At 70.9% G+C, this 26,030-nt stretch carries 27 protein-coding genes; 7 read left to right on the forward strand and 20 right to left on the reverse strand.

Annotated elements, in window-relative coordinates:
- Positions 1–39: 39 nt before the first annotated feature.
- From GPA04_RS06280 to GPA04_RS06290, 3 genes are all read right to left on the reverse strand, one after another.
- A complete protein-coding gene (locus tag GPA04_RS06280) occupies positions 40–2,613 on the reverse strand; it encodes an ATP-dependent Clp protease ATP-binding subunit (protein WP_156223231.1) in 2,574 nt (857 codons plus the stop codon).
- Between the two features lie 146 nt (positions 2,614–2,759).
- Positions 2,760–3,287, reverse strand: a complete 528-nt coding sequence (locus GPA04_RS06285) for an O-acetyl-ADP-ribose deacetylase (RefSeq protein ID WP_156223232.1) — start codon at positions 3,285–3,287, stop codon at positions 2,760–2,762.
- Positions 3,284–3,802: a gamma carbonic anhydrase family protein gene (locus GPA04_RS06290; protein ID WP_156223233.1), complete on the reverse strand. Its 519-nt coding sequence runs from the start codon at positions 3,800–3,802 to the stop codon at positions 3,284–3,286. Before GPA04_RS06290 ends, GPA04_RS06285 begins: the two co-directional genes overlap by 4 nt.
- 73 nt (positions 3,803–3,875) lie before the next feature.
- Between GPA04_RS06290 and GPA04_RS06295 the strand changes: the two genes are divergently transcribed.
- Positions 3,876–4,874, forward strand: a complete 999-nt coding sequence (locus GPA04_RS06295) for a phosphotransferase enzyme family protein (protein ID WP_156223234.1) — start codon at positions 3,876–3,878, stop codon at positions 4,872–4,874.
- Between the two features lie 77 nt (positions 4,875–4,951).
- Here the strand turns inward: GPA04_RS06295 and dtd are convergent, their stop codons facing one another.
- The 7 genes from dtd to GPA04_RS06325 form a co-directional block, all read right to left on the reverse strand.
- A complete protein-coding gene (dtd, locus tag GPA04_RS06300) occupies positions 4,952–5,377 on the reverse strand; it encodes a D-aminoacyl-tRNA deacylase (RefSeq protein ID WP_156223235.1) in 426 nt (141 codons plus the stop codon).
- Complete coding sequence (locus GPA04_RS21200) at positions 5,377–6,273, reverse strand: nucleoside hydrolase (protein ID WP_206674141.1); 897 nt, start codon at positions 6,271–6,273, stop codon at positions 5,377–5,379. Before GPA04_RS21200 ends, dtd begins: the two co-directional genes overlap by 1 nt.
- Positions 6,270–7,268, reverse strand: coding sequence for an asparaginase (locus GPA04_RS21205; RefSeq protein WP_241680641.1), 999 nt, complete (start codon positions 7,266–7,268; stop codon positions 6,270–6,272). Before GPA04_RS21205 ends, GPA04_RS21200 begins: the two co-directional genes overlap by 4 nt.
- A complete protein-coding gene (locus tag GPA04_RS06310; protein ID WP_156223236.1) occupies positions 7,265–7,594 on the reverse strand; it encodes a DUF2516 family protein in 330 nt (109 codons plus the stop codon). Before GPA04_RS06310 ends, GPA04_RS21205 begins: the two co-directional genes overlap by 4 nt.
- A gap of 110 nt (positions 7,595–7,704) precedes the next feature.
- The gene (gene ygfZ, locus GPA04_RS06315) at positions 7,705–8,799 is read right to left on the reverse strand and encodes a CAF17-like 4Fe-4S cluster assembly/insertion protein YgfZ (protein WP_156223237.1); all 1,095 of its coding nucleotides are present in this window, start codon (positions 8,797–8,799) and stop codon (positions 7,705–7,707) included.
- A gap of 48 nt (positions 8,800–8,847) precedes the next feature.
- On the reverse strand, positions 8,848–9,438 hold the full coding sequence (locus tag GPA04_RS06320; RefSeq protein ID WP_156223238.1) for a nitrobindin family protein: 591 nt from the start codon (positions 9,436–9,438) through the stop codon (positions 8,848–8,850).
- A 24-nt stretch (positions 9,439–9,462) separates the two neighbouring features.
- Positions 9,463–10,167: a hypothetical protein gene (locus tag GPA04_RS06325; RefSeq protein ID WP_156223239.1), complete on the reverse strand. Its 705-nt coding sequence runs from the start codon at positions 10,165–10,167 to the stop codon at positions 9,463–9,465.
- Positions 10,168–10,347: 180 nt separating this feature from the next.
- Between GPA04_RS06325 and GPA04_RS06330 the strand changes: the two genes are divergently transcribed.
- The 6 genes from GPA04_RS06330 (at position 10,348) to GPA04_RS06355 (ending at position 15,206) form a co-directional block, all read left to right on the forward strand.
- Entirely contained in the window at positions 10,348–11,091 is a 744-nt protein-coding gene (locus tag GPA04_RS06330; RefSeq protein WP_162458534.1) for a winged helix-turn-helix transcriptional regulator, read from the forward strand.
- Between the two features lie 238 nt (positions 11,092–11,329).
- Complete coding sequence (locus GPA04_RS06335) at positions 11,330–11,968, forward strand: DUF47 domain-containing protein (protein WP_156223240.1); 639 nt, start codon at positions 11,330–11,332, stop codon at positions 11,966–11,968.
- Between the two features lie 6 nt (positions 11,969–11,974).
- A complete protein-coding gene (locus tag GPA04_RS06340) occupies positions 11,975–12,973 on the forward strand; it encodes an inorganic phosphate transporter (RefSeq protein ID WP_156223241.1) in 999 nt (332 codons plus the stop codon).
- A gap of 126 nt (positions 12,974–13,099) precedes the next feature.
- Positions 13,100–13,537: a septum formation family protein gene (locus tag GPA04_RS06345; protein WP_156223242.1), complete on the forward strand. Its 438-nt coding sequence runs from the start codon at positions 13,100–13,102 to the stop codon at positions 13,535–13,537.
- Positions 13,538–13,687: 150 nt separating this feature from the next.
- Positions 13,688–14,299: a septum formation family protein gene (locus tag GPA04_RS06350; RefSeq protein WP_206674142.1), complete on the forward strand. Its 612-nt coding sequence runs from the start codon at positions 13,688–13,690 to the stop codon at positions 14,297–14,299.
- A gap of 112 nt (positions 14,300–14,411) precedes the next feature.
- Positions 14,412–15,206, forward strand: coding sequence for a MerR family transcriptional regulator (locus GPA04_RS06355; protein WP_156223244.1), 795 nt, complete (start codon positions 14,412–14,414; stop codon positions 15,204–15,206).
- A gap of 39 nt (positions 15,207–15,245) precedes the next feature.
- Here the strand turns inward: GPA04_RS06355 and pstB are convergent, their stop codons facing one another.
- The 10 genes from pstB to GPA04_RS06405 all read right to left on the reverse strand — a co-directional run bounded on the left by pstB (position 15,246) and on the right by GPA04_RS06405 (position 25,972).
- Positions 15,246–16,025, reverse strand: a complete 780-nt coding sequence (pstB, locus tag GPA04_RS06360; RefSeq protein WP_156223245.1) for a phosphate ABC transporter ATP-binding protein PstB — start codon at positions 16,023–16,025, stop codon at positions 15,246–15,248.
- Positions 16,026–16,056: 31 nt separating this feature from the next.
- Positions 16,057–17,112 carry a phosphate ABC transporter permease PstA gene (gene pstA, locus GPA04_RS06365; RefSeq protein ID WP_156223246.1) on the reverse strand — a complete coding sequence of 352 codons (1,056 nt, stop codon included), beginning with the start codon at positions 17,110–17,112 and terminating at the stop codon, positions 16,057–16,059.
- The gene (pstC, locus tag GPA04_RS06370; RefSeq protein WP_156223247.1) at positions 17,112–18,074 is read right to left on the reverse strand and encodes a phosphate ABC transporter permease subunit PstC; all 963 of its coding nucleotides are present in this window, start codon (positions 18,072–18,074) and stop codon (positions 17,112–17,114) included. The genes pstA and pstC overlap by 1 nt, the downstream gene beginning before the upstream one ends.
- 84 nt (positions 18,075–18,158) lie before the next feature.
- Positions 18,159–19,289, reverse strand: coding sequence for a phosphate ABC transporter substrate-binding protein PstS (locus GPA04_RS06375; RefSeq protein ID WP_366464383.1), 1,131 nt, complete (start codon positions 19,287–19,289; stop codon positions 18,159–18,161).
- Between the two features lie 235 nt (positions 19,290–19,524).
- The gene (locus GPA04_RS06380; protein WP_156223248.1) at positions 19,525–20,490 is read right to left on the reverse strand and encodes an NUDIX hydrolase; all 966 of its coding nucleotides are present in this window, start codon (positions 20,488–20,490) and stop codon (positions 19,525–19,527) included.
- 5 nt (positions 20,491–20,495) lie between these two features.
- On the reverse strand, positions 20,496–22,727 hold the full coding sequence (locus GPA04_RS06385; RefSeq protein WP_156223249.1) for an RNA degradosome polyphosphate kinase: 2,232 nt from the start codon (positions 22,725–22,727) through the stop codon (positions 20,496–20,498).
- A gap of 64 nt (positions 22,728–22,791) precedes the next feature.
- Positions 22,792–23,196 (reverse strand): VOC family protein, encoded by a 405-nt coding sequence (locus GPA04_RS06390; RefSeq protein ID WP_156223250.1) that lies wholly within the window; start codon positions 23,194–23,196, stop codon positions 22,792–22,794.
- 27 nt (positions 23,197–23,223) lie between these two features.
- Entirely contained in the window at positions 23,224–24,078 is an 855-nt protein-coding gene (mshD, locus tag GPA04_RS06395; protein ID WP_156223251.1) for a mycothiol synthase, read from the reverse strand.
- Positions 24,078–24,680 carry a hypothetical protein gene (locus GPA04_RS06400; RefSeq protein ID WP_156223509.1) on the reverse strand — a complete coding sequence of 201 codons (603 nt, stop codon included), beginning with the start codon at positions 24,678–24,680 and terminating at the stop codon, positions 24,078–24,080. The genes mshD and GPA04_RS06400 overlap by 1 nt, the downstream gene beginning before the upstream one ends.
- A gap of 104 nt (positions 24,681–24,784) precedes the next feature.
- A complete protein-coding gene (locus GPA04_RS06405; protein ID WP_156223252.1) occupies positions 24,785–25,972 on the reverse strand; it encodes an alanine racemase in 1,188 nt (395 codons plus the stop codon).
- Positions 25,973–26,030: the final 58 nt, after the last annotated feature.

Consider the following 26,030-nt stretch of genomic DNA (forward strand, 5'->3'; position numbering starts at 1 on the left):
TCTCGACGGCGGCCCTCGGCCTTGTTCAGCGGCGGGACGTCAGGCGCCCTGCGCCTTCTCCGCGCCGGGTGAGGCCGGCAGCTCGGTGCTCTCGGTGTGGATCGCACCGACAGCCACCGGCTCGTCCTCGACGACCGGTGCGTCCTCGGTCAGCTCGGACCACGGCACACCCGTGAAGGTGAACTCACCGAGCAGACCCTCACCGTGCGCGTCCACGATGACCTTCTGGCCACCCTTCAGCTCGCCGTAGAGGATCTTCTCGGACAGCTGGTCCTCGATCTCCCGCTGGATCGCACGGCGCAGCGGACGTGCACCGAGGACCGGGTCGAACCCGCGCTCGGCCAGCAGCTCCTTGGCGGGCTCGGTGAGCTCGATGCCCATGTCGCGGTCTGCCAGACGCTGTGCGAGCTTCCCGATCATCAGGTCCACGATCGTGTGGATCTGCTCCATGCTCAGCTGGGGGAAGACGATGACGTCGTCGACACGGTTGAGGAACTCGGGCCGGAAGTGCTGCTTGAGCTCCTCGTTGACCTTGACCTTCATCCGGTCGTAGCTGTTCGACAGGTCGCCGCCGGCCTGGAAGCCGGTGAGCAGACCCTTGCTGATGTCCCTGGCGCCGAGGTTCGTCGTCATGATGATGACGGTGTTCTTGAAGTCCACGACCCGGCCCTGCGAGTCGGTGAGCTTCCCCTCCTCCAGGATCTGCAGCAGCGAGTTGAAGATGTCCGCGTGGGCCTTCTCCACCTCGTCGAACAGCACCACGGAGAACGGCCGGCGGCGCACCTTCTCGGTGAGCTGGCCACCCTCTTCGTAACCGACGTATCCAGGCGGCGAGCCGAACAGTCGCGACACCGTGTGCTTCTCGGCGTACTCGCTCATGTCGAGCTGGATCAGGGAGTCCTCGTCGCCGAACAGGAACTCGGCGAGCGCCCGGGCGAGCTCGGTCTTCCCGACGCCGGTGGGGCCGGCGAAGATGAAGGAACCACCCGGTCGGCGCGGGTCCTTCAGACCCGCACGCGTACGGCGGATCGCCTGGGACAGCGCCTTGACGGCCTCGTCCTGGCCGATGACGCGCTTGTGCAGCTCGTCCTCCATGCGGAGCAGCCGGCTGGACTCCTCCTCGGTGAGCTTGAAGACCGGGATGCCGGTGGACGCGGCGAGGACCTCAGCGATCAGCTCCTCGTCGACCTCGGCGACGTTGTCCATGTCGCCGTTGCGCCACGCCTTCTCCTTGTCGGCGCGCTCGCCGACCAGGCGCTTCTCCTCGTCGCGCAGCCGTGCGGCGCGCTCGAAGTCCTGGTCGTCGATCGCCGACTCCTTGCTGCGCTTGGCCTCGGCGATCTTGTCGTCGAGCTCGCGCAGCTCCGGCGGGGCGGTCATGCGGCGGATGCGCAGGCGCGCCCCGGCCTCGTCGATCAGGTCGATCGCCTTGTCCGGCAGGAACCGGTCGTTGACGTACCGGTCGGCGAGGTTGGCCGCCGCCACGATCGCCGCGTCGGTGATCGTGACGCGGTGGTGCGCCTCGTAGCGGTCGCGCAGACCCTTGAGGATCTCGATCGTGTGCGTCAGCGTGGGCTCGGCCACCTGGATCGGCTGGAACCGGCGCTCGAGCGCGGCGTCCTTCTCGATGTACTTGCGGTACTCGTCGAGCGTGGTCGCCCCGATGGTCTGGAGCTCACCACGGGCCAGCTTCGGCTTGAGGATGCTGGCCGCGTCGATCGCGCCCTCGGCGGCACCCGCACCGACGAGGGTGTGGATCTCGTCGATGAACAGGATGATGTCTCCGCGGGTGGAGATCTCCTTGAGCACCTTCTTGAGGCGCTCCTCGAAGTCACCGCGGTAGCGGGAACCCGCCACCAGCGCGCCGAGGTCGAGCGTGTAGAGCTGCTTGTCCTTGAGGGTCTCCGGGACGTCGCCGCGGGCGATGTCCTGGGCGAGGCCCTCGACGACGGCGGTCTTGCCGACGCCCGGCTCACCGATCAGCACGGGGTTGTTCTTGGTGCGGCGGCTCAGCACCTGCATCACGCGCTCGATCTCCTTGCTGCGCATGATGACCGGGTCGAGCTTGCCGTCGCGCGCAGCCTGGGTGAGGTTGCGCCCGAACTGGTCGAGCACGGCCGAGCCGGACGGGGTGCCCTCCTGCGGGCCACCGGCCGACACGCTCTCCTTGCCACCCTGGTGGCCGGAGATCAGCTGGATGACCTGCTGGCGGACCCGGTTGAGGTCGGCGCCGAGCTTGGTGAGCACCTGCGCGGCGACACCCTCGCCCTCGCGGATCAGCCCCAGCAAGATGTGCTCGGTGCCGATGTAGTTGTGGCCGAGCTGCAGCGCCTCGCGCAGGGACAGCTCCAGCACCTTCTTGGCGCGCGGCGTGAACGGGATGTGCCCGACCGGCGCCTGCTGGCCCTCACCGATGATGTCCTGCACCTGCTGACGCACGGCGTCCAGCGAGATGTTGAGGGACTCCATGGTCTTGGCGGCGATACCTTCGCCCTCGTGGATCAGCCCGAGCAGGATGTGCTCGGTGCCGATGTAGTTGTGGTTGAGCATCCGCGCTTCTTCTTGCGCGAGCACGACAACGCGCCGAGCACGGTCCGTGAACCTCTCAAACATCTGACGTCTCCCAACGACTGGGCCTTCGCGTAGCGGCTTTCGACAAGGCTAACCACCGCTACCCCCCAGGTCTGCCGCTGTTCGCCGCAGGCGGAGAGCCTGTCGGGACCGACCGGGCTCCCCCGCTCAGCGCCGCCGGCGGCGCCTCACGCCAGTGCGGCCTCGAACGCCGCGAGCGCGTCGGGCGAGAACAGCACGAACCGCACCAGCTCGACAGAACCAGACCGGTCGCCGTCGGACATCTCGCGAACGACTCCGACGGCGACCCTGGCCACCTCGGCGACGTCCCACCCGTAGACTCCGGCCGAGATCGCCGGGAACGCGACCGAGGTCGCGCCCAGCTCCGCGGCCACCCGCAGGCTCTCGGTGAAGCACGAGGCGAGCAGCGCGGGATCGGTCTGCCCGCGGTGCCGGTCCGGGCCGACGGTGTGGATCACCCACCGCGCGGCGAGCTCGCCGGCGCCGGTCGCGACCGCCTGCCCGGTCGGCAGCCCGTCAGGGAGCGATCCACGCCGAAGCGCCTCGCACTCGGCGAGCAGCGCCGGGCCGGCGGCCCGGTGGATGGCGCCGTCCACACCGCCGCCGCCCATGAGCGAGGAGTTCGCCGCGTTGACGATCGCGTCCACCTGCTCGGCGGTGATGTCGCCCTGGACCGCCTCGATCCGCACGCTCATCGGACCCGCGCCCCGCGGTGCCGTTGTGCCCGTGCCACGTAACCGGGGGCGCTGCGCGCGATGGCGGCCCGCTCCTCCTCGGTGGTCTCACGGCGGACCTTGCCCGGAACGCCCAGCACGAGCGAGTTCGGCGGGATCTCGACGCCCTCGGAGACCAGCGCACCGGCGCCGATCACCGAGCCGGACCCGACGACCGATCCGTTGAGCAGGGTCGCGCCCATGCCGATGAGCACGCCGTCGTGCACGGTCGCGCCGTGCACGATCGCGCCGTGGCCGATCGTCACGTCCGCCCCGATACGCACCGGGTGCCCCGGGTCGGTGTGCATGACGCAGTTGTCCTGCACGTTGGACCCGCGCCCGAGCACGATCTCGTCCTCGTCGCCCCGCAGCACGGCGCCGTACCAGACGCTCGCGCCCTCGGCCAGGTGCACCTGACCGATCACGGTGGCGGTCGGCGCGACCCAGGCGCCGTCGTCGATCTCTGGTCCCTCACGGTCCGGCAGCTCGATGATCATGACTCGATGATGGCCGGTGCCGGGCGTCTCCGTGCGCTGTTCCGCTCTCGGCGCGGGTCACTAGGGTCGGGACATGGGCAGCTATGCCGAGCTCGACGCCGAGACGCAGATCGCCCTGCTCCGGCCGGTCGCGGTCGAGGGTGCCCGCCTGCTGGGGCTGGAGGTGAGCGCGATCGCGCCCGTCCACCACGGCTACAACACGACGTTCCGGGTGCGCACGCCCGGGCAGGTCGACTACGCCGTTCGGGTGCTCACCAACTCCTTGAGCACGCCCGCGCACCTGCTGGCGCAGCACGCCTGGATGCACGCGCTGGCCCGGGACACCACCGTGGTCGTCCCGAACCCGGTGACGGGACCGGACGGGCTCAGCTACGCCGTCGTGGAGAACGAGGCGCTCGAGCGTCCGTTCACGGTGGCAGCGGCGTCGTGGCTGGCCGGTGACGACGTCGGTGAGCCCTCGCTCCAGCAGGCCCACGAGCTCGGCGTGACCATGGCGACCATGCACAACCACGCGCTGACGTGGTCGCCGCCGGAGGGCAGCTCGCTGCCAGTCTTCGACGAGCCGCTCTTCGGTGACGAGGACCGGCTCGCCTCCCTCATGGACGCCGAGCTGCCCGACGGCGGTCGTCGCGTTCTCGAGGTCGCGTTCGAGCGGGCGCGGATCGCCTTCGCGGAGGCGTTCCGGGCCCAGGTGCTGCCGATCCACGCCGACCTGCACGGCGGCAACCTCAAGTGGCACAACGACGAGCTGGCGGTCTTCGACTTCGACGACTCCGGCTTCGGCACCGCCGCGCTCGACCTCGCGATCAGCACGTTCTACCTGCGCGAGGCGTTCGAAGGTGCCGAGGCCGGGCTGCGGCAGGGCTACCAGGCGATGCGCGACCTGCCCCAGCTCGATCCCGACGCGTTCGAGGCGCTGGTCGCGAGCCGCCAGCTGCTGCTCGCGAACGCGCTGCTGACCACGAGCACCGCCTCGCTGCGCGCGGACTCCGAGGCCTACCTACTGATCTCGATCGAGCGGCTGCGACACTGGCTGGAGGTCGGGCGGTTCACCCGCACCCTCCCCACCTGACCGCTTTCAACACGATTCCGTCCACCACCCGGTTTCAACACGATTCCGTCCACCACCGGGTTTCAACGCGATTCCGATCAGGTCTCGAGGATGAGGGTCATCGGCCCGTCGTTGACCAGCTCGACCTCCATCATCGCCCCGAAGACCCCGGTCCCGACGGCGATGCCTCGCTCCCGGAGCAACGTCACCACCCGCTCGACGAGCGGCTCGGCGATCTCCCCGGGCGCTGCGCCGGACCAGGAGGGACGGCGCCCCTTGCGGGTGTCGCCGTAGAGCGTGAACTGCGAGACGACGAGCACCCCGGCGCCCTCGGTGTCCGAGACCGATCGCTCGTCGCGCAAGATCCTGAGCTCGGCGATCTTGCGGGCGATCGTCGCGGCGTCGTCGACCGAGTCCGTGGGCGCGACGCCGACGAGCGCCACCAGACCGGCCTCGATCTCGCCGGTGATCTCGCCGTCGACCCGGACCCTCGCGGACGAGACCCGCTGCACCACGGCGCGCATCAGCGCGGCCCCGGGCTCGCGGCGTCGATCGTCGCGAAGAAGTGCTCGAAGTAGCGGTCCTTGTCGACCGTGACCGCGACCTGGTGCGGCGCACCTGCCGGACCGGGCCGCCAGATGGTCGCGCCCGCCCGGTCGGGATCGTCCAGCTCGACCTCGACGACGCCCTCCTGGTAGCCGCACAGGCTCGGCTCGAAGATCGTGGCCGCGGCGAGCGGGTCGTGGAAGGTGATCTCCGGCGCCCCGTCGTCGAACCAGACCTCGGCGAACTCGAGCACGGGTTCGAGCAGGGGTGCCCGGAAGCGGCTGCGGACCTCGTCGGCGGCCAGGGTCGTCTGCAGCGTGACGTCCAGACCGATCGAGCGGTGCGACGGCGGGCGGGCGCGGTAGACCAGAGCGGTCGCGTGCGGATCGAGCAACGCGTTCCACTCGGCGACCGCGGCATCCTCGCCCGGCAGGAACCGCCCGCACATCAGCACGAGCGACTTCAGGAGCGACGGGATCTCGGGGTCAACGGCGAAGAGCAGCGCGATGTTGGTCAGCGGACCGATCGCGAGCAGCGTGACCTCGCCGGGGTTGGCGCGGATGGTCTGCCGCAGGAGCTCGACGGCGGCGCCCTGCTCGAAATCGGTCTCGTGCTCCCAGCGATCCAGCACGCCGGCCTGGCGCGCGTCGACCTGACGCTGCGGTACCAGCAACGGCGACTCCGCGCCGGGACGGATCGGCACGTCCGTCCCCGCCACCCGGCAGAGCGCGCTGGCCAGCCGGGCCCGCTCGAGCGGCTTGCCGCTGACCGTGGTGATGCCGAGCAGGTCGCAGTCCGGATGGGCCAGCAGGTAGGCGAGGCAGACGGCGTCGTCGATGTCCGAGCCGATGTCGGTGTCGAGCAGAACCTTCACGTGCCCGCCCCGTCGGCTCGGTGCGCTCCCGTCCCGAACGCGGGGATGACGGCGCCGACCGGCTCCCCATGACCCAGCACCGACACCCGCTCCCAGTCCCACGGGCCGCGTTCGCCGAGCAGTCGCAGCCCCTCGGCGAGCAGCAGCGGCACCGGGCGGGCGCTGCCGTCGGCGACCTTGGCCACGACCGCGCGGCCGCCCGGCAGCGCGGCCGCCAGCACACCTTCGGCGCCGCCCTTGCAGATCAGCCCGGGCACGTCGCGCATCGCCGCCGTGTCGGTCCGGCCTTCCCCCGCGACCAGCTCGGGACGCGCGCGCATCGCGTCGGCGACCCGACGTTCCAAGGTTCCCGGTTCGCCGTCGGCCAGGGCGCTGAAAGCGCGGGCGAGTCCGCGCAGCGTGCTCGCGAACAGCGGTGCCCCGCACCCGTCGACGGCGCTCTCCTGGGGGCGCACCCCGGTCAGCTCGGTCATGGTCTCGGCGATCATCCGCTGCAGCGGGTGCCGCGGCGACCGGTAGGTGCTCGGGTCCCAGCCGGCCGCCACGCACGTGGCGATCATCGCGGCGTGCTTGCCCGAGCAGTTCTGGGTGAGGGCGGCCGGGCCGCCACCGGCGCGGACGACGGCGGAGCGAGCCCCGCCGTCCACCGGCCAGTCGGGCGTGTTCTCGAGGACGTCCTCCGACAGCCCCACCGAGGCCAGCGTCGAGCGTGCGACGGCGACGTGCTGCGGTGTGCCGGCGTGCGAGCCACATGCCAGGGCGAGCTGGGCGCCGTCGAGGTTGGCCCCGGCGCGGAGCATCGCGAGCGCCTGCAGCGGCTTGAGGGACGAGCGCGCGAACATCGGGGCGTCGGGGTCGCCGATCCGCGCCTGCTCGGAGACGCTGTCCAGCACCAGCAGGTGACCGGTGTGCACCGACTCGGCGAGCCGGCCGCGCACGACCCACGCCAGCGGCTCGCCCGGCGGTGTGCGCAGCAGGTGCGGCGGGGGCTTCACCAGCGGTTCGAGCCGCCGCCGCGACCCGAGTACCGCTGCACGGCGGGCCGGACGTCAGCGAGGTAGATGCCGGCGGGGACCACGGCGAGGAGCACGAACAGCACCGGCAGCGGCGAGAACCCCAGCGGCGGCGGGATCCCCAGGAACCCGACCGCGACGGCGACGGCGAGCACCGCGACCCAGAAGGTCTTGGTGCGCTTGTCGGCCGCCTCGAAGCTGCGGACCGGCGTCCGCACGGCGTGCACGAGTGCCCACACCTCCAGCGCCACCCCCACGAGGGACAGGCCGAGGAACAGGTACAGCTGAATCGCGCCGATCACACCCACGCGAGCAGCCTAAGCCACGGGTTTCACCACGATTCCAGACGTGCACGGAATCGTGTTGAAAGCTGGAGGTGGACGGAATCGTGTTGAAAGCGGGGTACCGGGGTGGCGGGTCAGGGGCGGCGGCGCAGGGCGGAGCGGTCGATGGCGTCCGGGCGGCCGGTGCCGACGCCGTCGGCGCCCACGATCGTCTCCTGCGAGGCGGCCACTCCCCCGACCACGAGCTCGGCCGCGGGATCCAGCGAGCGCTTGAGCAGCGCCAGGCCGATCGGGCCCAGCTCGTGGTGCCGGGCGACCGAGGTCAGCGTGCCGACCTCACGGCCCGCGGCGAGCACCGGGGCACCCACGTCGGGGGTGGTGTGGTCGGAGCCGTCGAGGTGGAGGAAGGTGAGGCGGCGGGGCGGCTTGCCGAGGTTGAAGACGCGCGCGACGCTCTCCTGCCCGCGGTAGCAGCCCTTCGACAGGTGGACGGCGGTGCGGAGCCAGTCGAGCTCGTGAGGCAGCGCCCGGTCGTCGACCTCGCGTGCCAGCCGCGGCCGCCAGGCCGCCACGCGCAGCGCGTCCCAGGCCCACGCACCGGCGAGCCGGGCGCCGGCGCCGGTGGCGTCGTCGACGACCTCGACCAGCTGTTCGCGCGGCACCAGCCACAGCGCCGCGGACCGCTCGGACCCGGGGTGCTCGGAGGTGGTGCCGTACGCGCTCGACCCCTCGGCCACGGCGGGCCACGGGTCGAGCCAGCGCAGCGGCGCCCCGCCCTCACGCAGCCGCAGCGCCGGGCCGTCACCGTGGGTGCCGAGCACGGCCATCTCCTCCGCGCGCCGCACCTCGACCCGCAGCATGAAGCGCATCGAGTCAAGGAAGGCGACGAGTCCCGCGGCATGTCCGGACTCGGTGATCATCCAGAGGGTCTCGCCGTCGTCGAGCACAGCGGCGGCGTGCTCGACGTGACCGTGGGGGTCGAGCAGCAGCGTCTCGGTCGACTCGCCCGGCTCCAGGCCCGCGATCTTCTGGGTCGCCAGCGAGTGCAGCCACGTCAGCCGGTCCGGCCCGGTCACCGTGACCACCCCGAGGTGGGAGAGGTCGGTCAGCCCGACGCCGCGCACCAGCGCGCGCTGCTCGGCGACCGGTTCGCCGTAATGAGCGGCGACGCCCTCGTCGGGGCCGCCGGCGGGCACGGCGCCGGGGCGGTTCAGCAACGGTGAGCTCATACCGACCTCAAGTCCGACGACGTCGCTTCCATTCCATCGAGCGCACGGTCACGAGAGGCGCTGCAACCGCCCCGAGGCGTAGGACTGCAGCTCGTGGCCGAAGGCCGCCACGTCCCACGCCCAGAACAGCTCGCTCTGCACGAGCCCGTAGATCCGGCTCGCAGCGGTGACCTCCGCACCCATGTTGGTGCGCGCGACGACGTCGGTCGCGAGCTCGATGCGCGGGCCCTGTGCCCGCCCGAGGTAGACCGAGACGTAGCCGCTGGGGTCGGCGAGCAGCACCTCGACCTCGTTCTCCGGCGCCCCGGTGGAGCCACCCTCGCCGGTGAGCACGCTGATGTCGTTCGGCGGCTTGGGGGTCACGCGCCAGTAGCCGGACTCCGAGGACCAGACCTCGCCCTTGCGCAGCGAGTCCGCGTCCACACGCTGCTCGAGCGACTCCAGCTCGCCGTCGAGCAGCCAGCTGTTCGCCTGGTACTGCAGGTAGGGGCCGCCGTCGTGGTCGAAGCTCACCTCGGTCACGATGGCGCGTTTCGGGATGTCGGGATAGCCGAGGAAACCGGGGCCACGCCAGCTGCCGACGAGCCACGCCAACGGGTACACCTCGGGAGCGAGGCCTTCAGGGAACGAGAACGTCACGGCTCGAGCCTACGGCGGACCGGCTCAGACCACGAGGAGCACCCGCCCGAGCACGTAGACCGGGAGCCCGGCCACGGCGACCGCGAGCATCGCGGCCGCGAGCGCGGGGAACACCTGACCGGAGGCCGGGAACTGTCCGAAGAGCCGGTGCACGGTCGCGATCAGCACCCCTGCGGAGAGACCCACCAGCACCCCGGTGGTCATGCCCACGCTGATCAGCAGATAGCCGATCGCGAGCCCGACGACGGCGGTCAGGACGATCGTGACGATCGCCGAGTAGGGGGCCGGGATGGGCGCGGCCGTGATCGCCGCGGCGGCCGCGAGGGTCACGGACCCGGTCAGCACCAGGCCCACCTGAGCACCGCCCGTGCCCATGGCGAGCCAGCCGACCGCGCCGACGACGATCGCGCAGCCGGCGACCACCCCGGAGACCGACTCCACGAGACGTGGGCGACCGTCGCGACGCATGAGCTCGTGGACGAACGCGCCCAGCACCGAGCCCGCGAGAACCAGCGCAGCCCATGCCACGTCGTCGGTCAGCTCGACCAGGGTGACGGCGGCCGCCGAGGTGAGCAGCAGCACCACGGACGCGCCACGGCGGGCCGGCAGTCCCACCAGGCTCGGCCAGCCGATCGAGAACAGCGCGCAGATGCCCGCGACGGTCCCGACGAGCAGCGGCCGCTCCCCGAAGGCCGTGATGCCGATGCCCGCGGCAGCGGTGGCGGTCACGACCGCACGGAATGCGCCACCCCTGATCATGATGGCCACACCCCCTCAGCGACTCGGACAACTCGACGACGGCGCGCCCGCAGCGGTCGCGCAGGCGGTCGACCTGACGCTCACCGTACCGGCCGGAACCGGGGGCACCGCTCGCACCTCTAGACTTCTGCCACTGGCGAGAGGAATGGCGTGGCTGACCTGCTGATGCTGACATCGGAGCCAGGTGGGTCGGCGCACGTGCTCGGCGCGCTGGCTCTGCTGCCGCACCGCGTCCGCGTGGTGCCGCTCGAGCCGTCCGCGCTGCTCGAGGCGCCCGATGCCGACTGCGTGCTCGTGGACGGGCGCCGCGACCTGGCTCGAGCCCGTGCCACGTGTCAGCTGATGCGCACGACCGGCATCGAGGTGCCGCTGATGCTGATCATCACCGAGGGGGGGCTCTCGGTCGTCCGGATGGACTGGGGCTTTGACGACGTCGTGCTCGCCTCGGCCGGGCCTGCTGAGGTGGACGCGCGGCTGCGGCTGGTGGCCGACCGCGGTCGTCTCGCACCGGACGCCGACGACACCGAGGAGATCGACGCCGGCGAGCTCCACATCGACGCAGGCGGCTACACGGCCCGGTTGCGTGGCGAGCCGCTGGACCTCACGTACAAGGAGTTCGAGCTCCTCAAGTACCTCTCCCAGCACCCGGGGCGCGTGTTCACCCGCGCCCAGCTGCTGCAGGACGTGTGGGGGTACGACTACTTCGGTGGCACCCGCACCGTCGACGTGCATGTGCGGCGGCTGCGCGCCAAGCTCGGCCCCGAGCACGACTCGATGATCGGCACCGTGCGCAACGTGGGCTACCGCTTCGAGTCGCAGCGCGATCGCCGCGAGTCGCGCGCCGAGTCGCGCGGACCTGATGCGCTGCACGATGCCGGGCCGACCAGCGCCTGACGGCGCGAAGGCCGCTCGTAGCGGCTGATGTTGGAGCCCGGGGCCGGTGCGGCCCGGCATCGGCGTCGAGTGTAGGCGCTCACCCGCGCGCGTTCGGGTCCTTCTCGCCCGTGGTGAACACCACACGAGCAGAATGTGGCCGGGGACGGGCCGCGAGGTGACAGATGCCCCTCACGTGGTCGTCTCGTGCCCTAGCCTGGGCACCGGTCCGCGGCCCCTCACACACGGAGATCTCCCCATGCGCCTGCGTCTGACGCCGCGCGACACCACCTTCTTCGACCTGTTCTCGACGCTGGCCGCGCACCTGGTCACCGGCGCGGACCTGCTCGCTCAGATCGTCGGCGCCGAGCCGGCCGATCGATCGGTGCTGGCCGATCGGCTCCGTGACGCCGAGCACGACGCCGATGACGCGACGCACTCGATCATGCGTCGCCTCAACCAGACCTTCGTCACGCCCTTCGACCGTGACGACATCTACGTGCTCAGCTCGGCGCTGGACGACTGCATGGACTTCATGGAGGCTGCGGGCGCGATGATCGTGCTCTACGCCGTCGAGGGCCTGCCCGAGGGCGTGAACGACCAGGTCACCACGCTGCAGCGAGCGGCCGAGCTGACCGCGGACGCGATGCCGCGGCTGCGCTCGCTGGAGGGTCTCGAGGAGTACTGGATCGAGATCAACCGCCTCGAGAACGAGGGTGACCGCGCCTACCGCGGGCTGACCGCCCTGCTGTTCTCGGACCCGATCTATCAGGAGAGCCCGGCCGGCGTCGTCGAGATGCTCAAGCTCAAGGGCATCGTGGACTCGCTCGAGGACGCGGCCGACAGCTTCGAGCGTGTCGCCAACACGATCGAGACCATCTTCCTCAAGGAGTCCTGAGGAGCGGTGGACCTCACCTTCATCCTGGTCGTCCTCGTCGTCGTCATCGCCCTGACGTTCGACTACACGAACGGCTTCCACGACGCGGCCAACGCGATCGCCACGTCGGTCTCGACCCGTGCCCTGACGCCCCGAGCGGCGCTGCTGCTCGCAGCGGTGATGAACCTCATCGGCGCGCTGCTGGGCACCGGTGTCGCCGAGACGATCGGCAGCGGCATCATCGACGCGCCGACGGGACCGCACGGGCTCGTCGTCGTGCTCTCGGGGCTGGTCGGCGCGATCGTGTGGAACCTCATCACCTGGTGGCGGGGGTTGCCCTCCTCCTCCTCGCACGCGCTGATCGGCGGCCTGATGGGCGCCGGCATCGCGTCGCTGACCGACGTGCACTGGCCGGTGATCCTCGAGAAGGTCGTCATCCCGATGGTCGTGTCGCCGCTGGTGGGCTTCGGGCTCGCGTTCGCGCTGATGATCGCGGTGCTCTGGATCTTCAGGAACTCGGCGCCCGGTCGCACGTTCCGGCGGTTCCGGATCGCCCAAACGATCTCCGCGGGCGCGATGGCGCTGGGCCACGGGCTGCAGGACGCCCAGAAGACGATGGGTGTCATCGTGCTGGCGCTGGTCGTCGGCGGGTTCCAGAGCACCACCGACATCCCGCTGTGGGTCAAGCTCGCCGCGGCCCTGGCGATCTCCGCCGGCACCTACGCCGGCGGCTGGCGGATCATGCGCACGCTGGGACGCCGGGTCATCGAGCTCGACCCGGCGCGAGGCTTCGTCGCGGAGTCGGTCGCCGCGTCCGTGCTGTACACCACGGCCTTCGTGTTCCACGCCCCGGTCTCGACGACGCACACCATCACCTCGGCGATCATGGGCGTCGGCGCGACCAAGCGGCTCTCGGCCGTGCGGTGGGGCGTGGCCCGCAGCATCGCCGTCGCCTGGGTGCTGACGATCCCGGCCGCCGCCGGCGTGGCCGCCGGGCTGTACCTGGTGCTCTCGCTGTTCCTCTGAGCGCACGCCGGCACGGCGTCCGGGCCGGGATAGAGGTCCCCATCACGGACCGGGCTCCGGTCGCGGGGTTGCGCCTAGACTCATCGGCGTCCGGCACGCAGCCACCTTCTCAGGGAGTCCACGAACGTGAAGAACCGCCTCATCTCGACCACACTCGCCGCGCTGGCCGGGGTGGGACTCATCAGCTCGATCGCCGCCTGCGGGGGCGGCCAGGTCGCGAGCGCCGAGGTCGGTGAGTGCATCGTCACCTCGGAGCTCGGCGAGGAGATCACCGAGATCCCCACCGTCGACTGCGGCGAGGCGCACGACGCCCAGGTCGTCGGGAAGTTCGACCTCGACGACGGCGACTTCCCCGGTCTGGACGCGATCAAGGCCGCCGCCGACGAGGGTTGCGTGACCGAGTTCGAGAGCTTCATCGGCGCTGCCTACGATGAGTCCTCCCTCGAGGTCAGCTACATCCACCCGACCGAGGACACCTGGAACCAGGCGGACGACCGCGAGGTGCTGTGCTTCGCCGTCTCGGCCGAGGACGCCACCGAGTCCTGGGAGGGCTCGGGCATCTGACCCGACCCACGCACCGACGACGGCCCCGATCGCCCTGCTCAGCAGGATGGTCGGGGCCGTCCGACGTCCTGACGTCCCCCCGATCCCTCGGGTAGCGTGACAGTCCGGCCGAGCCGATGCGGCCGGTGTCGTGACGGGGAGGATGAGCCAGTGCGTGCGAGTCGAGCCAGCAGCGTCCCCGCCCTCGTGAGGATCGCCGTCGGAGCGGCGCTCGTCGCCTCGCTCGTCGCGTGCGGCGACGGCGGCGAGGACCCGACGCCGACGGTCAGCCCGTCCACGACGACCGGCACGAGCGAGGAACCCCGTGGCGACGGCGCCAGCGAGGTACCGACCTCCGAGGAGCCCACCGACGAGGCCACCAGCCCCGAACCGGACGCCACCGGCACCCCCGGCCTCGAGGACGTCCCGACCGCCGAGGTGGGTGCCTGCCTGAACGCCGTCGACCTCCTCGGTGGTGGCGGCGTCAGCGAGATCCCCACCGTCGACTGCACCGAGGAGCACGACGCCCAGGTGTTCGCGGTCATCGCGCTCCCGGACGGCGAGTACCCGGGCGACGACGCCCTGGCCACCCTGGTCCTCGACGAGTGCGGAGCGGCGTTCGAGGAGTTCGTCGGCGTGCCGCCCGCCGAGTCCACCCTCGAGCTCGACGGCCTCTCCCCCTCGCAGGACACCTGGGCCGTGGGTGACCGCGAGATCATCTGCCTCGCCTTCTACCCCGACCTGTCGACGACGACCGAGTCCTTCGAGGGCTCCGGGCTCTGAGCAGACCTCCGCGCGACCTCGTGCTGACGCACGTCTGATCTCCCGGCATCACCGGGTTGACTTTGACGCGACGTCAAGGTTCAGACTGGTCCCACCGAACCAGGAGGGACCGATGAGCAGCACCGAGACCACGCTCGAGACACCCGTCTCGACCGAGACGGAATGGTCGATGCACGAGATCACCCGGCTCACCGGAACGACCAGTCGCACGCTGCGTCACTACGACCAGATCGGGCTGCTGGAGCCGTCACGAATCGGGGCTAACGGCTACCGCTACTACGACGGCGAGAGCCTGCTCCGGCTGCAGCGCATCCTGCTGCTGCGCGAGCTGGGCCTCGGGCTGGGCACCATCGCCGCCGTGCTGAGAAGCGCGCAGGACGAGGTGGCCGCGCTACGGACCCACCTGGAGCTGCTCCATCAGGAGCGGGACCGGCTCGATCGACAGATCGCGTCGGTGCGGACCACGGTGATCAAGAAGGAAGGAGGTGAACAGATCATGGCAGAGGAGATGTTCGACGGGTTCGACCACACCCAGTACAAGGAGGAGGTCGAGCAGCGTTGGGGACGCGAGGCGTACGCCAAGAGCGACGCCTGGTGGCGCTCGCTCAGCGACCCCGAGAAGAAGGCGTTCCAGCAGCGTCAGCTCGAGATCGCCGGCGACTACGCCCGGGCCGCGGCTGAGGGGCTCGACCCCGGGGACGAGCAGGTACGGGCGATCAGCGCCCGCCACCACGCGTGGCTCGGTGACTCCGCGGGCGCGGTGTCACGCGGCTACTTCCTAGGACTGGCCGACATGTACGTCGCGGACGAGCGGTTCGCGGCGAGCTACGGCGGCGCCGAAGGAGCCACCTTCGTGCGTGACGCGATGCGCGCCTATGCGCAGGACGCCACCTTCAGCGGTGAGTAGCCGCTGACCCGGTCGGGGCTGCAGACCCGGCCAATCGGCTCACCCGAAGCGTCCGGAGATGTAGTCCTCGGTGGCCTTCTCCGACGGGCTCGAGAACATCACCGAGGTGTCGTCCATCTCGATCAGGTGACCCGGCTTGCCGGTCCCGGCGATGTTGAAGAACCCGGTGCGGTCCGACACGCGCGCCGCCTGCTGCATGTTGTGGGTGACGATGACGATCGTGTAGTCGTTCTTCAGCTCGTTCATCAGGTCCTCGATCGCCAGCGTGGAGATCGGGTCCAAGGCCGAGCACGGCTCGTCCATCAGCAGCACCTGCGGCTCGACCGCGATCGCGCGAGCGATGCACAGCCGCTGCTGCTGGCCGCCGGACAGCGACGACCCCGGGCGCTCGAGCCGGTCCTTGACCTCGTTCCAGAGGTTCGCGCCGACCAGCGCCTTCTCGATGGTCTCCTGCGCGAGCGCTCGCGGCATCCGCCGGTTGTTCAGTTTGACGCCCGCGAGCACGTTGTCCGCGATCGACATCGTGGGGAACGGGTTCGGGCGCTGGAAGACCATACCCACCTGACGGCGGACCTCGACCGGGTCCACGCCCTTGCCGTAGAGGTCCACGCCGTCCATGACGGCCTTGCCCTCTACCCGCGCGCCGGGGATCACCTCGTGCATGCGGTTGAGGGTGCGCAGGAAGGTGGACTTCCCGCAGCCGGAGGGGCCGATCAGGGCGGTCACCGACCTGGCTTCCATGGCCATGGTGACGCCCTCCACGGCGAGGAAGTCGCCGTAGTAGACGTTGAGATCGCTGACGTCGATGCGCTTGGACACGGTTGCTGGCTCCTGTGGGTGGAGGCCCGCCTCAGCGGACGCCCTTGGGGGAGAAGAACTTGCTCACCAGGCGGGCGACCAGGTTGAGCAGCATGACGATGATGATGAGGGTGAGCGCGGCCGCCCAGGCCCGGTCCACCGAGACGCCGCCCTGTGCGTACTGACGGAAGACGTACACCGGCAGGGTGGCGATCCTGCCGTCGAATGCATCGAAGTTCACGTTGTTGACCAGGCCGACCGTCACCAGGAGCGGGGCCGTCTCGCCGATCACGCGGGCGATCGAGATCATGATGCCCGTGGTGATGCCGGCGATCGCCGTCCGCAGCACGACCTTGACGATGGTCAGCCACTTCGGCACCCCGAGCGCGTAGGCCGCCTCGCGCAGCTCGTTCGGCACGAGTCGCAGCATCTCCTCGACGGAGCGCACCACCACCGGCGTCATGAGCAGCGCGAGTGCGACCCCGCCGATGAGTGCCGACTTGTACTGCGGCCCGACGAAGATGACGAAGACCGTGTAGGCGAACAGTCCGGCCACGATCGAGGGGATGCCGGTCATCACGTCCACGAGGACCGTGATGGCCCGCTTCAGCGGACCTGGCTGCGCGTACTCCACGAGGTAGACGGCGGTGAGGATCCCCAGCGGGATCGCGACGATCGCCGCGATGCCCGTCACGTAGACCGTGCCGATGATGGCGTGGTAGACGCCGCCCTCGGTCATCGCCCCGAAGATGCCGACCATGTCGTCGTTGAGGAACCGCCAACCGAATCGCAACGAGCCTCGGGTCGCGACGAGCGCCACGAGCGAGATCAACGGGATGGTGGCGATGAGAAACGCGCCGGTCACGAGCGTGGTGGCGAGACGGTCGCGCGCCCACCGCCCGCCCTCGACGGACGCGGAGATCGCCGTGATGGCGATCGCGTAGACGACGGCGCCGAACAGGATGGCGCCGGTCGGGGTCAGCTCCCCGCTCAGAAGCGAGAGCAGGACGCCGACGACGACCGAGCCGGCGAGCACGGCCCAGGGGACGAACGACGGCAGGCGTCGGGTGCGTCGGACGGGTCGGGGCGGAGTGGAGACGGCCGACATCAGTTCGCCCCGGAGAACTCGGCGCGGCGGGCGATGATCGCCCGTGCCGCGAGGTTGACGAAGAACGTGAGCAGGAACAGGAACAGGCCGGTCGCGATGAGCACGTCCACCCCGAGGCCGCTGGCCTCCGGTAGCTGACTGGCGATGTTCGCGGCGATCGACTGGTGCTGCCCTGGTTGGAGCACGAAGAAGTTGATGACGAACCCGGGTGACAGCACGAGCAGCACCGCCATCGTCTCGCCCAGCGCTCGCCCCATCCCCAGCATCGCGGCCGAGATGATGCCGGAGCGACCGAACGGCAGCACCGCCTGGCGGATCATCTCCCACCGGGTCGCGCCGAGAGCCAGCGAGGCCTCCTCGTGCAGGGTGGGCGTCTGGAGGAAGACCTCGCGGATCGTGGCCGTGATGATCGGCAGGATCATCACCGCCAGCACCAGACCGGCGGTGGCGAGGTTGCGCGCAGGCGCCTGGTAGTCCGAGAACGGCGGGAACCAGCCCATGTTCTCGCTCAGCCAGGCGAACACCGGCCCGACGAGCGGCATGAGGAACGCGACCCCCCAGAGCCCGAACACCACGGACGGGATCGCTGCCAGCAGGTCGACGAGATAGCCCAGCCCCTGCGCCAGCCGGCGGGGGGCGTAGTGCGAGATGAACAGCGCGATCCCGATGCTGAGCGGGACGGCGACGATCAGCGCGATCGCCGAGGACAGCACGGTTCCGAAGGCCAGCGGCAGCACGTAGCTGAGCAGATCGCGGCCCTGCATGAACCCGACGCCCTCGAGCTGTTCGCGGCTCGCGAGGATCGCCGGGAGCGACCGGTACAGCAGGAATCCCGCCACCAGCCCGAGAAGGACCACGATGACGATCCCCGATCCGAGCGAGAAGCCCTTGAAGATCGAGTTGCCCAGCCTGCCGGGGGCGGGCCCCCGCCGGATTGCGGGCTCATCGGTCACAGCTGCCATGCGCTCATCCTCCTCACCATCGGGTCATGACACCACGTGGGGCGGAGACCCGAAAGCCCCCGCCCCACGTGTGAAGGTCACAGGTCAGCCAGCGACCGTGATCTGCTCGATCGCGGCCATGACCCGCGTGCGCAGGTCGTCCGAGATCGGGGCCGAACCGGCGACCTCGGGGTCGGCAGCTCGGTCCTGGCCCTCAGGGCTCGCGATGTAGGAGAGGTAGGCGGCCACGTTCGCGGCGTCCTCCTCGTTGTCGTAGGTCGAGCATGCGATCAGGTACGAGATCAGCACGATCGGGTAGGTGCCCGCCTCGGTGGTGTCGCGCTCGAGCTCGATCGTCAGACGCAGGTCGGTCGCGTCCTCGGTGGCCGGGGAGGCGTCCACGATAGCGGCGGCGGCCTCCGGGGAGAACGGCACGAAGTCGTCACCGACGCCGATCGCGGCGGTGCCGAGCTCACCGGCGCGGGAGGCGTCGATGTAGCCGACGGCACCCTCAGCGCCGGAGACCACGTCGAACAGACCGGAGGTCTGCGCGCCGGACTGCGTGCCGGGGATGGGCCAGGTCTCGATCGGGCCATAGGTCCAGACATCGGGGGCGACCGCCGAGAGGTACTCGGTGAAGTTCTCCGTGGTGCCGGAGTCGTCCGAGCGGTTGACCGGGATGACGTCGATGGCGGGGAGCTCGACGTCCGGGTTCGCCTCGGCGATGGCCGGATCGTCCCAGCTGGTCACCGTGCCGGCGAACATGCCGGCGACGACCTCGGCGGGGAGGTTGATGTTCTCAACGTCGACATCGGGGAGGTTGTAGACGACCGCGATCGGCGAGATGTAGAGGGGGAGCTCGAGGGCCTCGCCACCGAAGCAGCGCTCGGTAGCCATGGTCAGCTCCTCCTCGTCGAGCGCCGCGTCGGAACCGGCGAAGACGACGGTGGAGTTGAGGAACTGCTCGCGCCCGGTGCCCGACCCGGTGGGGTCGTAGCTCACGTTAACGCCGGGCTGGAGCTCGGCGAAGCCGGCGAGCCAGCCGTTCTGCGCGGCCTCAACGGAGGAGGCACCAGAGCCCGCGATCGAGCCCGAGAGCGCAGGCTCGTCGGAACCGCCGGTCGTGCCGCCGGTGTCGCCACCGTCGGCGTTCTGGGGCCCGCACGCAGCGACCGTCAGCGCCAGGGCACCCATCGCGGCGACTGCCGCGAACGGGCGAATGCGTCCAAGCTTCACGTTCGTTCCTTCGTCTCGTCTGTGCCCGAGCCACTCGGGCAGCCCCGACGCTAGGGCCGGTCGGTGACCACACCCCCGTGCCGAGGTGAACGCCAGGTGAACGACCCGCGGTGAGGCAGGTGACCTTCGTCACGAGACCAGCCAGCCTGCCCCTGTCGGGCATGCGATCGGTGCGGGATGACCGGCACCGCGGGAGCCCGACGCGCGAGGTAACGATCGGGTGACGGTTCGGAACTCAGGTGCGGTGGAGCTCGGCAGCCACCACACGGGCCTTGTGCTTGCCGGGGGTAGCCAGATGGAGCACGAGCAGCTCACCGGTCTGCAGCCAGGGGTCCTCCTCCGGGAGGACCTCGCGCACCCGGTACACGCTCCGGTTGCCGACCGCGTCGAGCACGAGCGGCAACGTCGGCCGGTGCAGGCAGAGCACGGTGCCCGGTCGGCGCACCCGCAGGATCTCGCTGACGAGCCCGCGGGCGCCCTTGGGGTCGTCCTTGGCGTGCGTCTCGGTCAGCTGCGGTGCGCCGACCGTGGCCAGCCCGGTGGCCATCGAGTACGGCGCCACCGTGTCGTGGCAGCGCGCCCACGGCGAGGTGATGATCTCCTCCGCGCCGAATGCGGACAGCAGAGGCACCAGATCGGCGGCCTGGCGCCTGCCGAGCGTGGTGAGCGGGCGGCTCTCCTCGTCATCGGTCCACGTCGCGCGTGGACGGGCCTCGCCGTGGCGTGCGAGCTGCACCGCCCAGGTGTCGAGACGCCCTTCGTCGAGGTAGTCGAGCAGCGCGTTGAGCGGGGCGCGGTCCGACTTCCGCGTGAGCATCTTGAGCGCCCGCTTCGCCGGCACCCACCGCGCCTGGTCCACCTCGTTCTTCGAGGGCTTGATCGCGGGCCGGGCGGCGAGCGCGTGGACGTCCTCGCCCGCGGGGACGGTCGCGGCCCAGTAGTGGCAGACCTTCGTGGCACCGCTCGCGATCTCGTAGGTGACGCTGGGCAACGGGCGCCCGAGGACCACGTGCGTCCCGGTCTCCTCGGCCACCTCGCGTACCGCGCAGGCCGGCAGCGGCTCGCCCGGCTCCAGCTTGCCCTTGGGCCACGACCAGTCGTCGTAGCGCGGCCGGTGGATGATCAGCACCTCGACGGTCCGCTTGCGGACACGCCAGAGGACCGCACCGGCCGCGAGCACGACCTTGCGACGGCTCCCCACGCGGGCTACCTCCCGGACGCGGCGCTACGGCGGTGCGCCGACATCAGCAAGACTTGGAGATCGGCGAGGGGCTCGCCGTCGTCGTCGAGATGGACCCGACGCCAGACCTGACCCTCGTCGGGGTCGTCGACGAGGTGCCAGGACGCCGTCGTCGACGCCATCGAGGCGTCGATCAGACCCACGAGCTCGGCCACGTGATCGGGCTCGGTCACCCTGACGAGCACCTCGACCCGGCGGTCGAGGTTGCGGTGCATGAGGTCGGCGCTGCCGATGAAGACCTCGGGCTCACCTCCTGCCGCGAAGGCGAAGATGCGCGAGTGCTCGAGGAAGCGTCCCAGCAACGACCTGACCCGGATGTTCTCCGAGAGCCCTGGCACGCCCGCCTTGATGGCGCAGATGCCGCGGACCACGATGTCGACGGGCACACCGGCCTGCGAGGCCCGGTACAGCGCGTCGATCGTGGCCTCGTCGACGGCGGAGTTCATCTTCATCTTGATCCACGCCTCCTCGCCGGCGAGGTGGTTCGCGATCTCGCGCTCGATGCGGTCGATCAGCCCGGTCCGGATCGAGCGGGGCGCCACGAGGAGCCGGTGGAACTTCGACTTCGGCGCGTACCCGGAGAGCTGGTTGAACAGCCTGGTCAGGTCCTGGCCGACCTCGGGGTTGCAGGTCAGCACGCCGTGGTCCTCGTACAGCCGCGCGGTCTTGGGGTTGTAGTTGCCGGTGCCGATGTGGCAGTAGCGGCGCAACCCCTCGGTCTCCTGCCGCACGACCAGCGAGAGCTTGCAGTGGGTCTTGAGGCCCACGATGCCGTAGACCACGTGCACGCCCGCCTGCTCCAGCTTGCGCGCCCACTCGATGTTGGCCTGCTCGTCGAACCTGGCCTTGATCTCGACGATCGCGAGCACCTGCTTGCCGGCCTCGGCGGCGTCGATGAGCGCGTCGACGATCGGGGAGTCGCCGGAGGTGCGGTACAGCGTCTGCTTGATCGCGAGCACGTGCGGGTCCGCCGCAGCCTGCTCCAGGAACTGCTGCACGCTGGTGGAGAACGAGTCGTAGGGGTGGTGCAGCAGCACGTCACCGGCGCGGATCGCGGCGAAGATGTTGGTGGGGTTGGCGCTCTCGACCTCGGCCAGCGCCCGGTTGGTGGTGGGCACGAAGCGGGGGTAGGTCAGCTCGGCGCGGTCGAGATCGGCGATCACGTTGAGACCCGTGAGGTCGAGCGGCGGCGTCAGCTCGTACACGTCCTGCTCGCCGATCGAGAGCTCCCGGATCAGCATCTCGCGCAGCTTGGGCGTGAAGCCCTCGGCCAGCTCGAGCCGCACGGGCGGGCCGAACCGGCGCCGCAGCAGCTCCTTCTCCAGCGCCTTGAGGAGGTTCTCGGCGTCGTCCTCCTCCACCTCGAGGTCCTCGTTGCGGGTGACGCGGAACGCGTGGTGCTCGACCACGTCCATCCCCGGGAACAGGTAGTCGAGGAAGGAGGCGATCACGTCCTCGATCGGCACGAAGGAGGACTCGGACACCTCGGCTGCCGTGACGTCGTCGGGTGAGCGCGGCTTGCCGCGCGGGTCGACCGCGATGAACCGCGGCAGCAGCGGCGGCACCTTGACGCGCGCGAAGTGCTCCTTGCCGCTGCCGGGGTTGCGCACGATCACGGCGAGGTTGAGCGAGAGGCCGGAGATGTAGGGGAAGGGGTGCGCCGGGTCCACCGCGAGCGGGGTCAGCACCGGGAAGATCATCCGGCGGAAGTACTTGTGGAGCCGGTCCTTCTCGGAGTCCGAGAGCGCGTCGAAGTGCACGAGCGTGATGCCGTGGGCCTGCAGGGCGGGCTGCACGTCGTCGGTGAACACGCGTGCGTGCCGGGCGGTGAGCTCGTGAGCGGCGGTGCTGATCCGCTCCATCACCTGCCGGGGTGTGTACCCGGACGCGGCGGTCACCGCCATGCCGGTGGCGATGCGGCGCTTGAGCCCCGCGACGCGCACCATGAAGAACTCGTCCAGGTTCGAGGCGAAGATCGCGAGGAAGCGCACCCGTTCCAGCAGCGGCACGCGCGGATCCTCGGCGAGCTCGAGCACCCGTTCGTTGAAGCGCAGCCAGGAGAGCTCGCGATCGGCGAACCGGTCCTCGGGCAACGGTGTCAGCGCGAGCTCGGCGCGGCGGGCGTCGGCCGCATCAGCTCCCTCTGCTGCATCGACGTCGCTCGCATCCCCGGCGGTGGTGGCCTCGTCCACGGTCATGCGCCCATGGTGACACCTACCGGTGAACAGCGGGTTCCCAACCCGGCCCCCGCCGATCCGCTCGCTACATGTCGCGGGCCGAGAGCACGCAGAACTCGTTGCCCTCGGGGTCGGCCAGCACCGTCCAGCTCGCGCCGACCTCCTGGCCGACGTCCACCCGGGTCGCGCCGAGGCTCTCCAGCCGCGCGATCTCGGCGTCGCGGTCCTGGGTGGTGTGAGGCGCGAGGTCGAGGTGGAGCCTGTTCTTGCCGGTCTTGGGCTCGGGGACCTTGACGAACACCAGTCCGGGCGGGATCTTCTCCCAGTCCATCGCGCGCACGTCGTCCTCGCCCGTGACGTAGCCGGGGATGAGGACCACCTCGTCCTCGGCCTCGTAGATCACCTGCCAGTCGATCGCCTCGGCCCACCAGCGCGCGAGCCGGCTCGGGTCGTGGGTGTCGATGACGGTGCTGTACCAGCGCAGGGCCATGGGGTGTCTCCTCCCGACCCTGCCAACCTACGTCCGCGCGTACTGCACGTCAGCCCGCCGACGATGGAATCCCGCCTTCTGGTACGTCCGGATCGCGGGTGCGTTGTCGCCCTCGACGTAGAGCTCGATCTCGTCGACCTCGTGCTGGCCCAGCTCGGCGAACCTCTGCATCGCGACGGCGGTGAGGAGCCCTCCCAGGCCCCGCCCCTGGGCGGCGGGGTCGATGCCCAGCACGTAGATCTCGCCGGTCCGCTCGCTCACCTTGGTCCACATCGAACCCAGCAGCGCGCCGTCGACGGCGGAGCGCGCCACCCAGAAGCCGCGGGCGTCGAACCATGGCTCGGCGAGACGGGCGTCGAGGTCGGCCCGGCCGATCCGCCCCTGCTCGGGGTGGCTGGCGAAGGCGCGGGCGTTGACGGCGAGCCAGTCCTCGGCGTCGCGGTCGGCGTCGAACGTGGTGACGACGACGTCGCTCGGGATGGTCGGCGCGACGGCCGCCGTCGGGGGCGGTGACCTCATGAGCCAGAGCTCGCGGACGACCGCGAGGCCACGGCCGGTTGCCAGCGGGGCCGCGCCCGGATGGGGGCCGTGCGCCCAGACCTGCGCCGCGGGTGCGAGGGCGAGGACCTCGTCCAGCAGACGGGCGCCGAGACCGTGGCGGCGGTGCCCGGGGTGCACGGCCAGCTCGGCCGAGGTGCCGTCGAGCTGGGCGTACCCGAGCAGGGCGCCGCCGTCGTCGAGCACCGGCAGGTGGTGGACCTCGCGGTCCGGTGCGCCTGCGAGGTTGAGCAGCGTCTGCTCCGAGAAGGCCGCGACGCCGTCGGCCTCCTCCACGGCGGCCGCGAGCGCGCGGACCGCGTCCGCGTCGACCTGGGCGACCATCAGTCGAGCCGTTCGGCGCGCCACAGGCCGGCGGCCTGCTCGAGCTCGGCCGCGGTGTCCAGGAGGGCGCCGGCGTTGCGCGTGACGCGGGTGGCCGCGTGGTCGTCGACGTCGGCCATGCTGTCGGCGTCGACCGCCGACCCGGTGGCCAGCACGCGGCAGAACGCGCCGGCGCGCTCGAGCGCGACGTCGAGGTCGCCGCGGAACACGCCCGAGAGCACGGCGTCGGCGAGGGTGCGGATCTCCTCCGGCCCCGGGGCGTCGGCGACGCCGGCCACCGCGTCGGCCACCTCGGCCCGGGCCACCCCGAGCCGGTAGCGCTCGGCGATGGTGCGGGGGTCCCGCCGGGTCCACTCGCGCAGCAGGTAGAGCCGCCACAGCGCGCCGGGGAGGGTCCCGGGCGGGCTGTCCGCCCACAGCGCGGCCACGGTGTCGATCCCCTCGGTGTCGACCAGGCGCACGAGCCGGTCGACCAGCTCGGCGTCGTCGGAGGCCGCCCGCCCCCCGTGCACGATCGCGCCGGCCGTGGTGTGCGCGGCCTCGGACCGCAGCGCCGGGTCGACGTCCCCCACGATGGCCTCGGCCTGCTCGGGCGACAGCATCGCGGGCCTCCGGAACCGTCCGTCAGTCACCTGTCCCGCCCCTCCCCATCTCCGGTTTCAACACGATTCCGTCCACGCCCCGGTTTCACCACGATTCCGTGCACTCACCCGAACGTGCGCGACTCACCACGATACGTCGGCACGGTCTCCTCGATCCGACCGCCACGGACGAGGTGGACGACGTCGAACCGCTCCATCATCTCGCCGGCTTTCGCGTGCCGGAACCAGACCCGGTCACCGATCGCGGGCACCTCCGAGCGGTACCGCAGCGGCGTCTGGACCTCGCCGGCACCCTCCGTCGACAGGTACGCGCCCCCGCTGAGGGGCGCCGGGAGCCGGTCGGAGCCCGCCGGACCCGACGCGGGATAGCCGCCGCCGAACAGCGTGGCGATGTGCCTGGTCGGGTGCCGCACCACGTCGAGCCCGAAGTACGCCGCCGGCCGCGGCGTGAAGGCGCGGTAGTGGTCGAACAACGTCGGGCAGTAGAGCCCGCTGCCGGCGGTGACCTCGGTGACCGTGGGGTCGGCCACGGTCTCGGCGACCGAGCCGCTGCCGCCGCCGTTGACCAGCAGCGCGCGCCCCAGCTCGGCCTGCAGCGCACCGACGACCGCCGGCCGCCGTTGCGCCAGCTGTGCCATGCTCGCGCGCTTCATCGCCCGCACCACGGGTCCGCGCACACCCGCCTCGTTGACGCCCGCGACCTGGCCCTCGTAGAACATCACCCCTCGCACCCGCAGCCGCCCGGTCCGCTCGACCGCGCGAGCCAGGGCGACCGCGTCGGCGACGTCATGCACCGGGGAGCGCCGCGGCCCCACGTGCACCGGCCCGAACCGGAGCCCCGCGTCGACGTCGAGGCACACCTGCACCGGCGGCCCGTCCGGTGACCCGGCTCGCGTGATGGCGCGCTCCACGAGCGCGACCTGGGCGACGTCGTCGACCATCAGGGTGATCTGCTCGCGGGCGCGGGTATCGGACACCAGCGAGGAGAGGGCGCGCCGGTCGACGCTCGGGTATCCGAGCAGCACGTCCCGGACGCCCTGCTCCACGAGCCACAGCGCCTCGGCGAGCGAGAACGCCATCACGCCGGCGAACCCCGGGCTCGCCAGGGCCTTGTCGATCAGCGCCCGCACGCGCAACGACTTCGACGCCACCCGGACCGGCGTTCCCTGCGCCCGGGCGAGCAGGTCACGGGCATTGGCCTCGAAGCTCTCGAGATCGACGACGGCGACCGGGCCGGGAATCCCGGCCGTCGCCTCTTGCCATGGCGCCGCACTCGTCCTCACCCGCACCATCCTCGGTGATGAGCGTCGGTTCACTCGACTCATCTGGCCGAGGACTCCCCTAGGTTGA

It is taken from the genome of Pseudactinotalea suaedae (assembly GCF_009733815.1).
GTDB lineage: Bacteria > Actinomycetota > Actinomycetes > Actinomycetales > Beutenbergiaceae > Pseudactinotalea > Pseudactinotalea suaedae.

Excerpts from the sequence above, each read along its gene's own strand:
- GPA04_RS06355 (WP_156223244.1), top strand. The coding sequence starts at position 14,412 with ATGAGCAGCACCGAGACCACGCTCGAGACACCCGTCTCGACCGAGACG.
- GPA04_RS06405 (WP_156223252.1), bottom strand. The coding sequence starts at position 25,972 with ATGGTGCGGGTGAGGACGAGTGCGGCGCCATGGCAAGAGGCGACGGCC.
- GPA04_RS06335 (WP_156223240.1), top strand. The coding sequence starts at position 11,330 with ATGCGCCTGCGTCTGACGCCGCGCGACACCACCTTCTTCGACCTGTTC.
- dtd (WP_156223235.1), bottom strand. The coding sequence starts at position 5,377 with ATGCGCGCCGTGGTGCAGCGGGTCTCGTCCGCGAGGGTCCGGGTCGAC.
- mshD (WP_156223251.1), bottom strand. The coding sequence starts at position 24,078 with ATGGTCGCCCAGGTCGACGCGGACGCGGTCCGCGCGCTCGCGGCCGCC.
- GPA04_RS06280 (WP_156223231.1), bottom strand. The coding sequence starts at position 2,613 with ATGTTTGAGAGGTTCACGGACCGTGCTCGGCGCGTTGTCGTGCTCGCG.
- GPA04_RS06390 (WP_156223250.1), bottom strand. The coding sequence starts at position 23,196 with ATGGCCCTGCGCTGGTACAGCACCGTCATCGACACCCACGACCCGAGC.
- GPA04_RS06400 (WP_156223509.1), bottom strand. The coding sequence starts at position 24,680 with ATGCTGTCGCCCGAGCAGGCCGAGGCCATCGTGGGGGACGTCGACCCG.
- GPA04_RS06290 (WP_156223233.1), bottom strand. The coding sequence starts at position 3,802 with ATGATCATCGAGCTGCCGGACCGTGAGGGACCAGAGATCGACGACGGC.
- GPA04_RS06385 (WP_156223249.1), bottom strand. The coding sequence starts at position 22,727 with ATGACCGTGGACGAGGCCACCACCGCCGGGGATGCGAGCGACGTCGAT.
- ygfZ (WP_156223237.1), bottom strand. The coding sequence starts at position 8,799 with ATGAGCTCACCGTTGCTGAACCGCCCCGGCGCCGTGCCCGCCGGCGGC.
- GPA04_RS06295 (WP_156223234.1), top strand. The coding sequence starts at position 3,876 with ATGGGCAGCTATGCCGAGCTCGACGCCGAGACGCAGATCGCCCTGCTC.
- pstC (WP_156223247.1), bottom strand. The coding sequence starts at position 18,074 with ATGGCAGCTGTGACCGATGAGCCCGCAATCCGGCGGGGGCCCGCCCCC.
- GPA04_RS06285 (WP_156223232.1), bottom strand. The coding sequence starts at position 3,287 with ATGAGCGTGCGGATCGAGGCGGTCCAGGGCGACATCACCGCCGAGCAG.
- pstA (WP_156223246.1), bottom strand. The coding sequence starts at position 17,112 with ATGTCGGCCGTCTCCACTCCGCCCCGACCCGTCCGACGCACCCGACGC.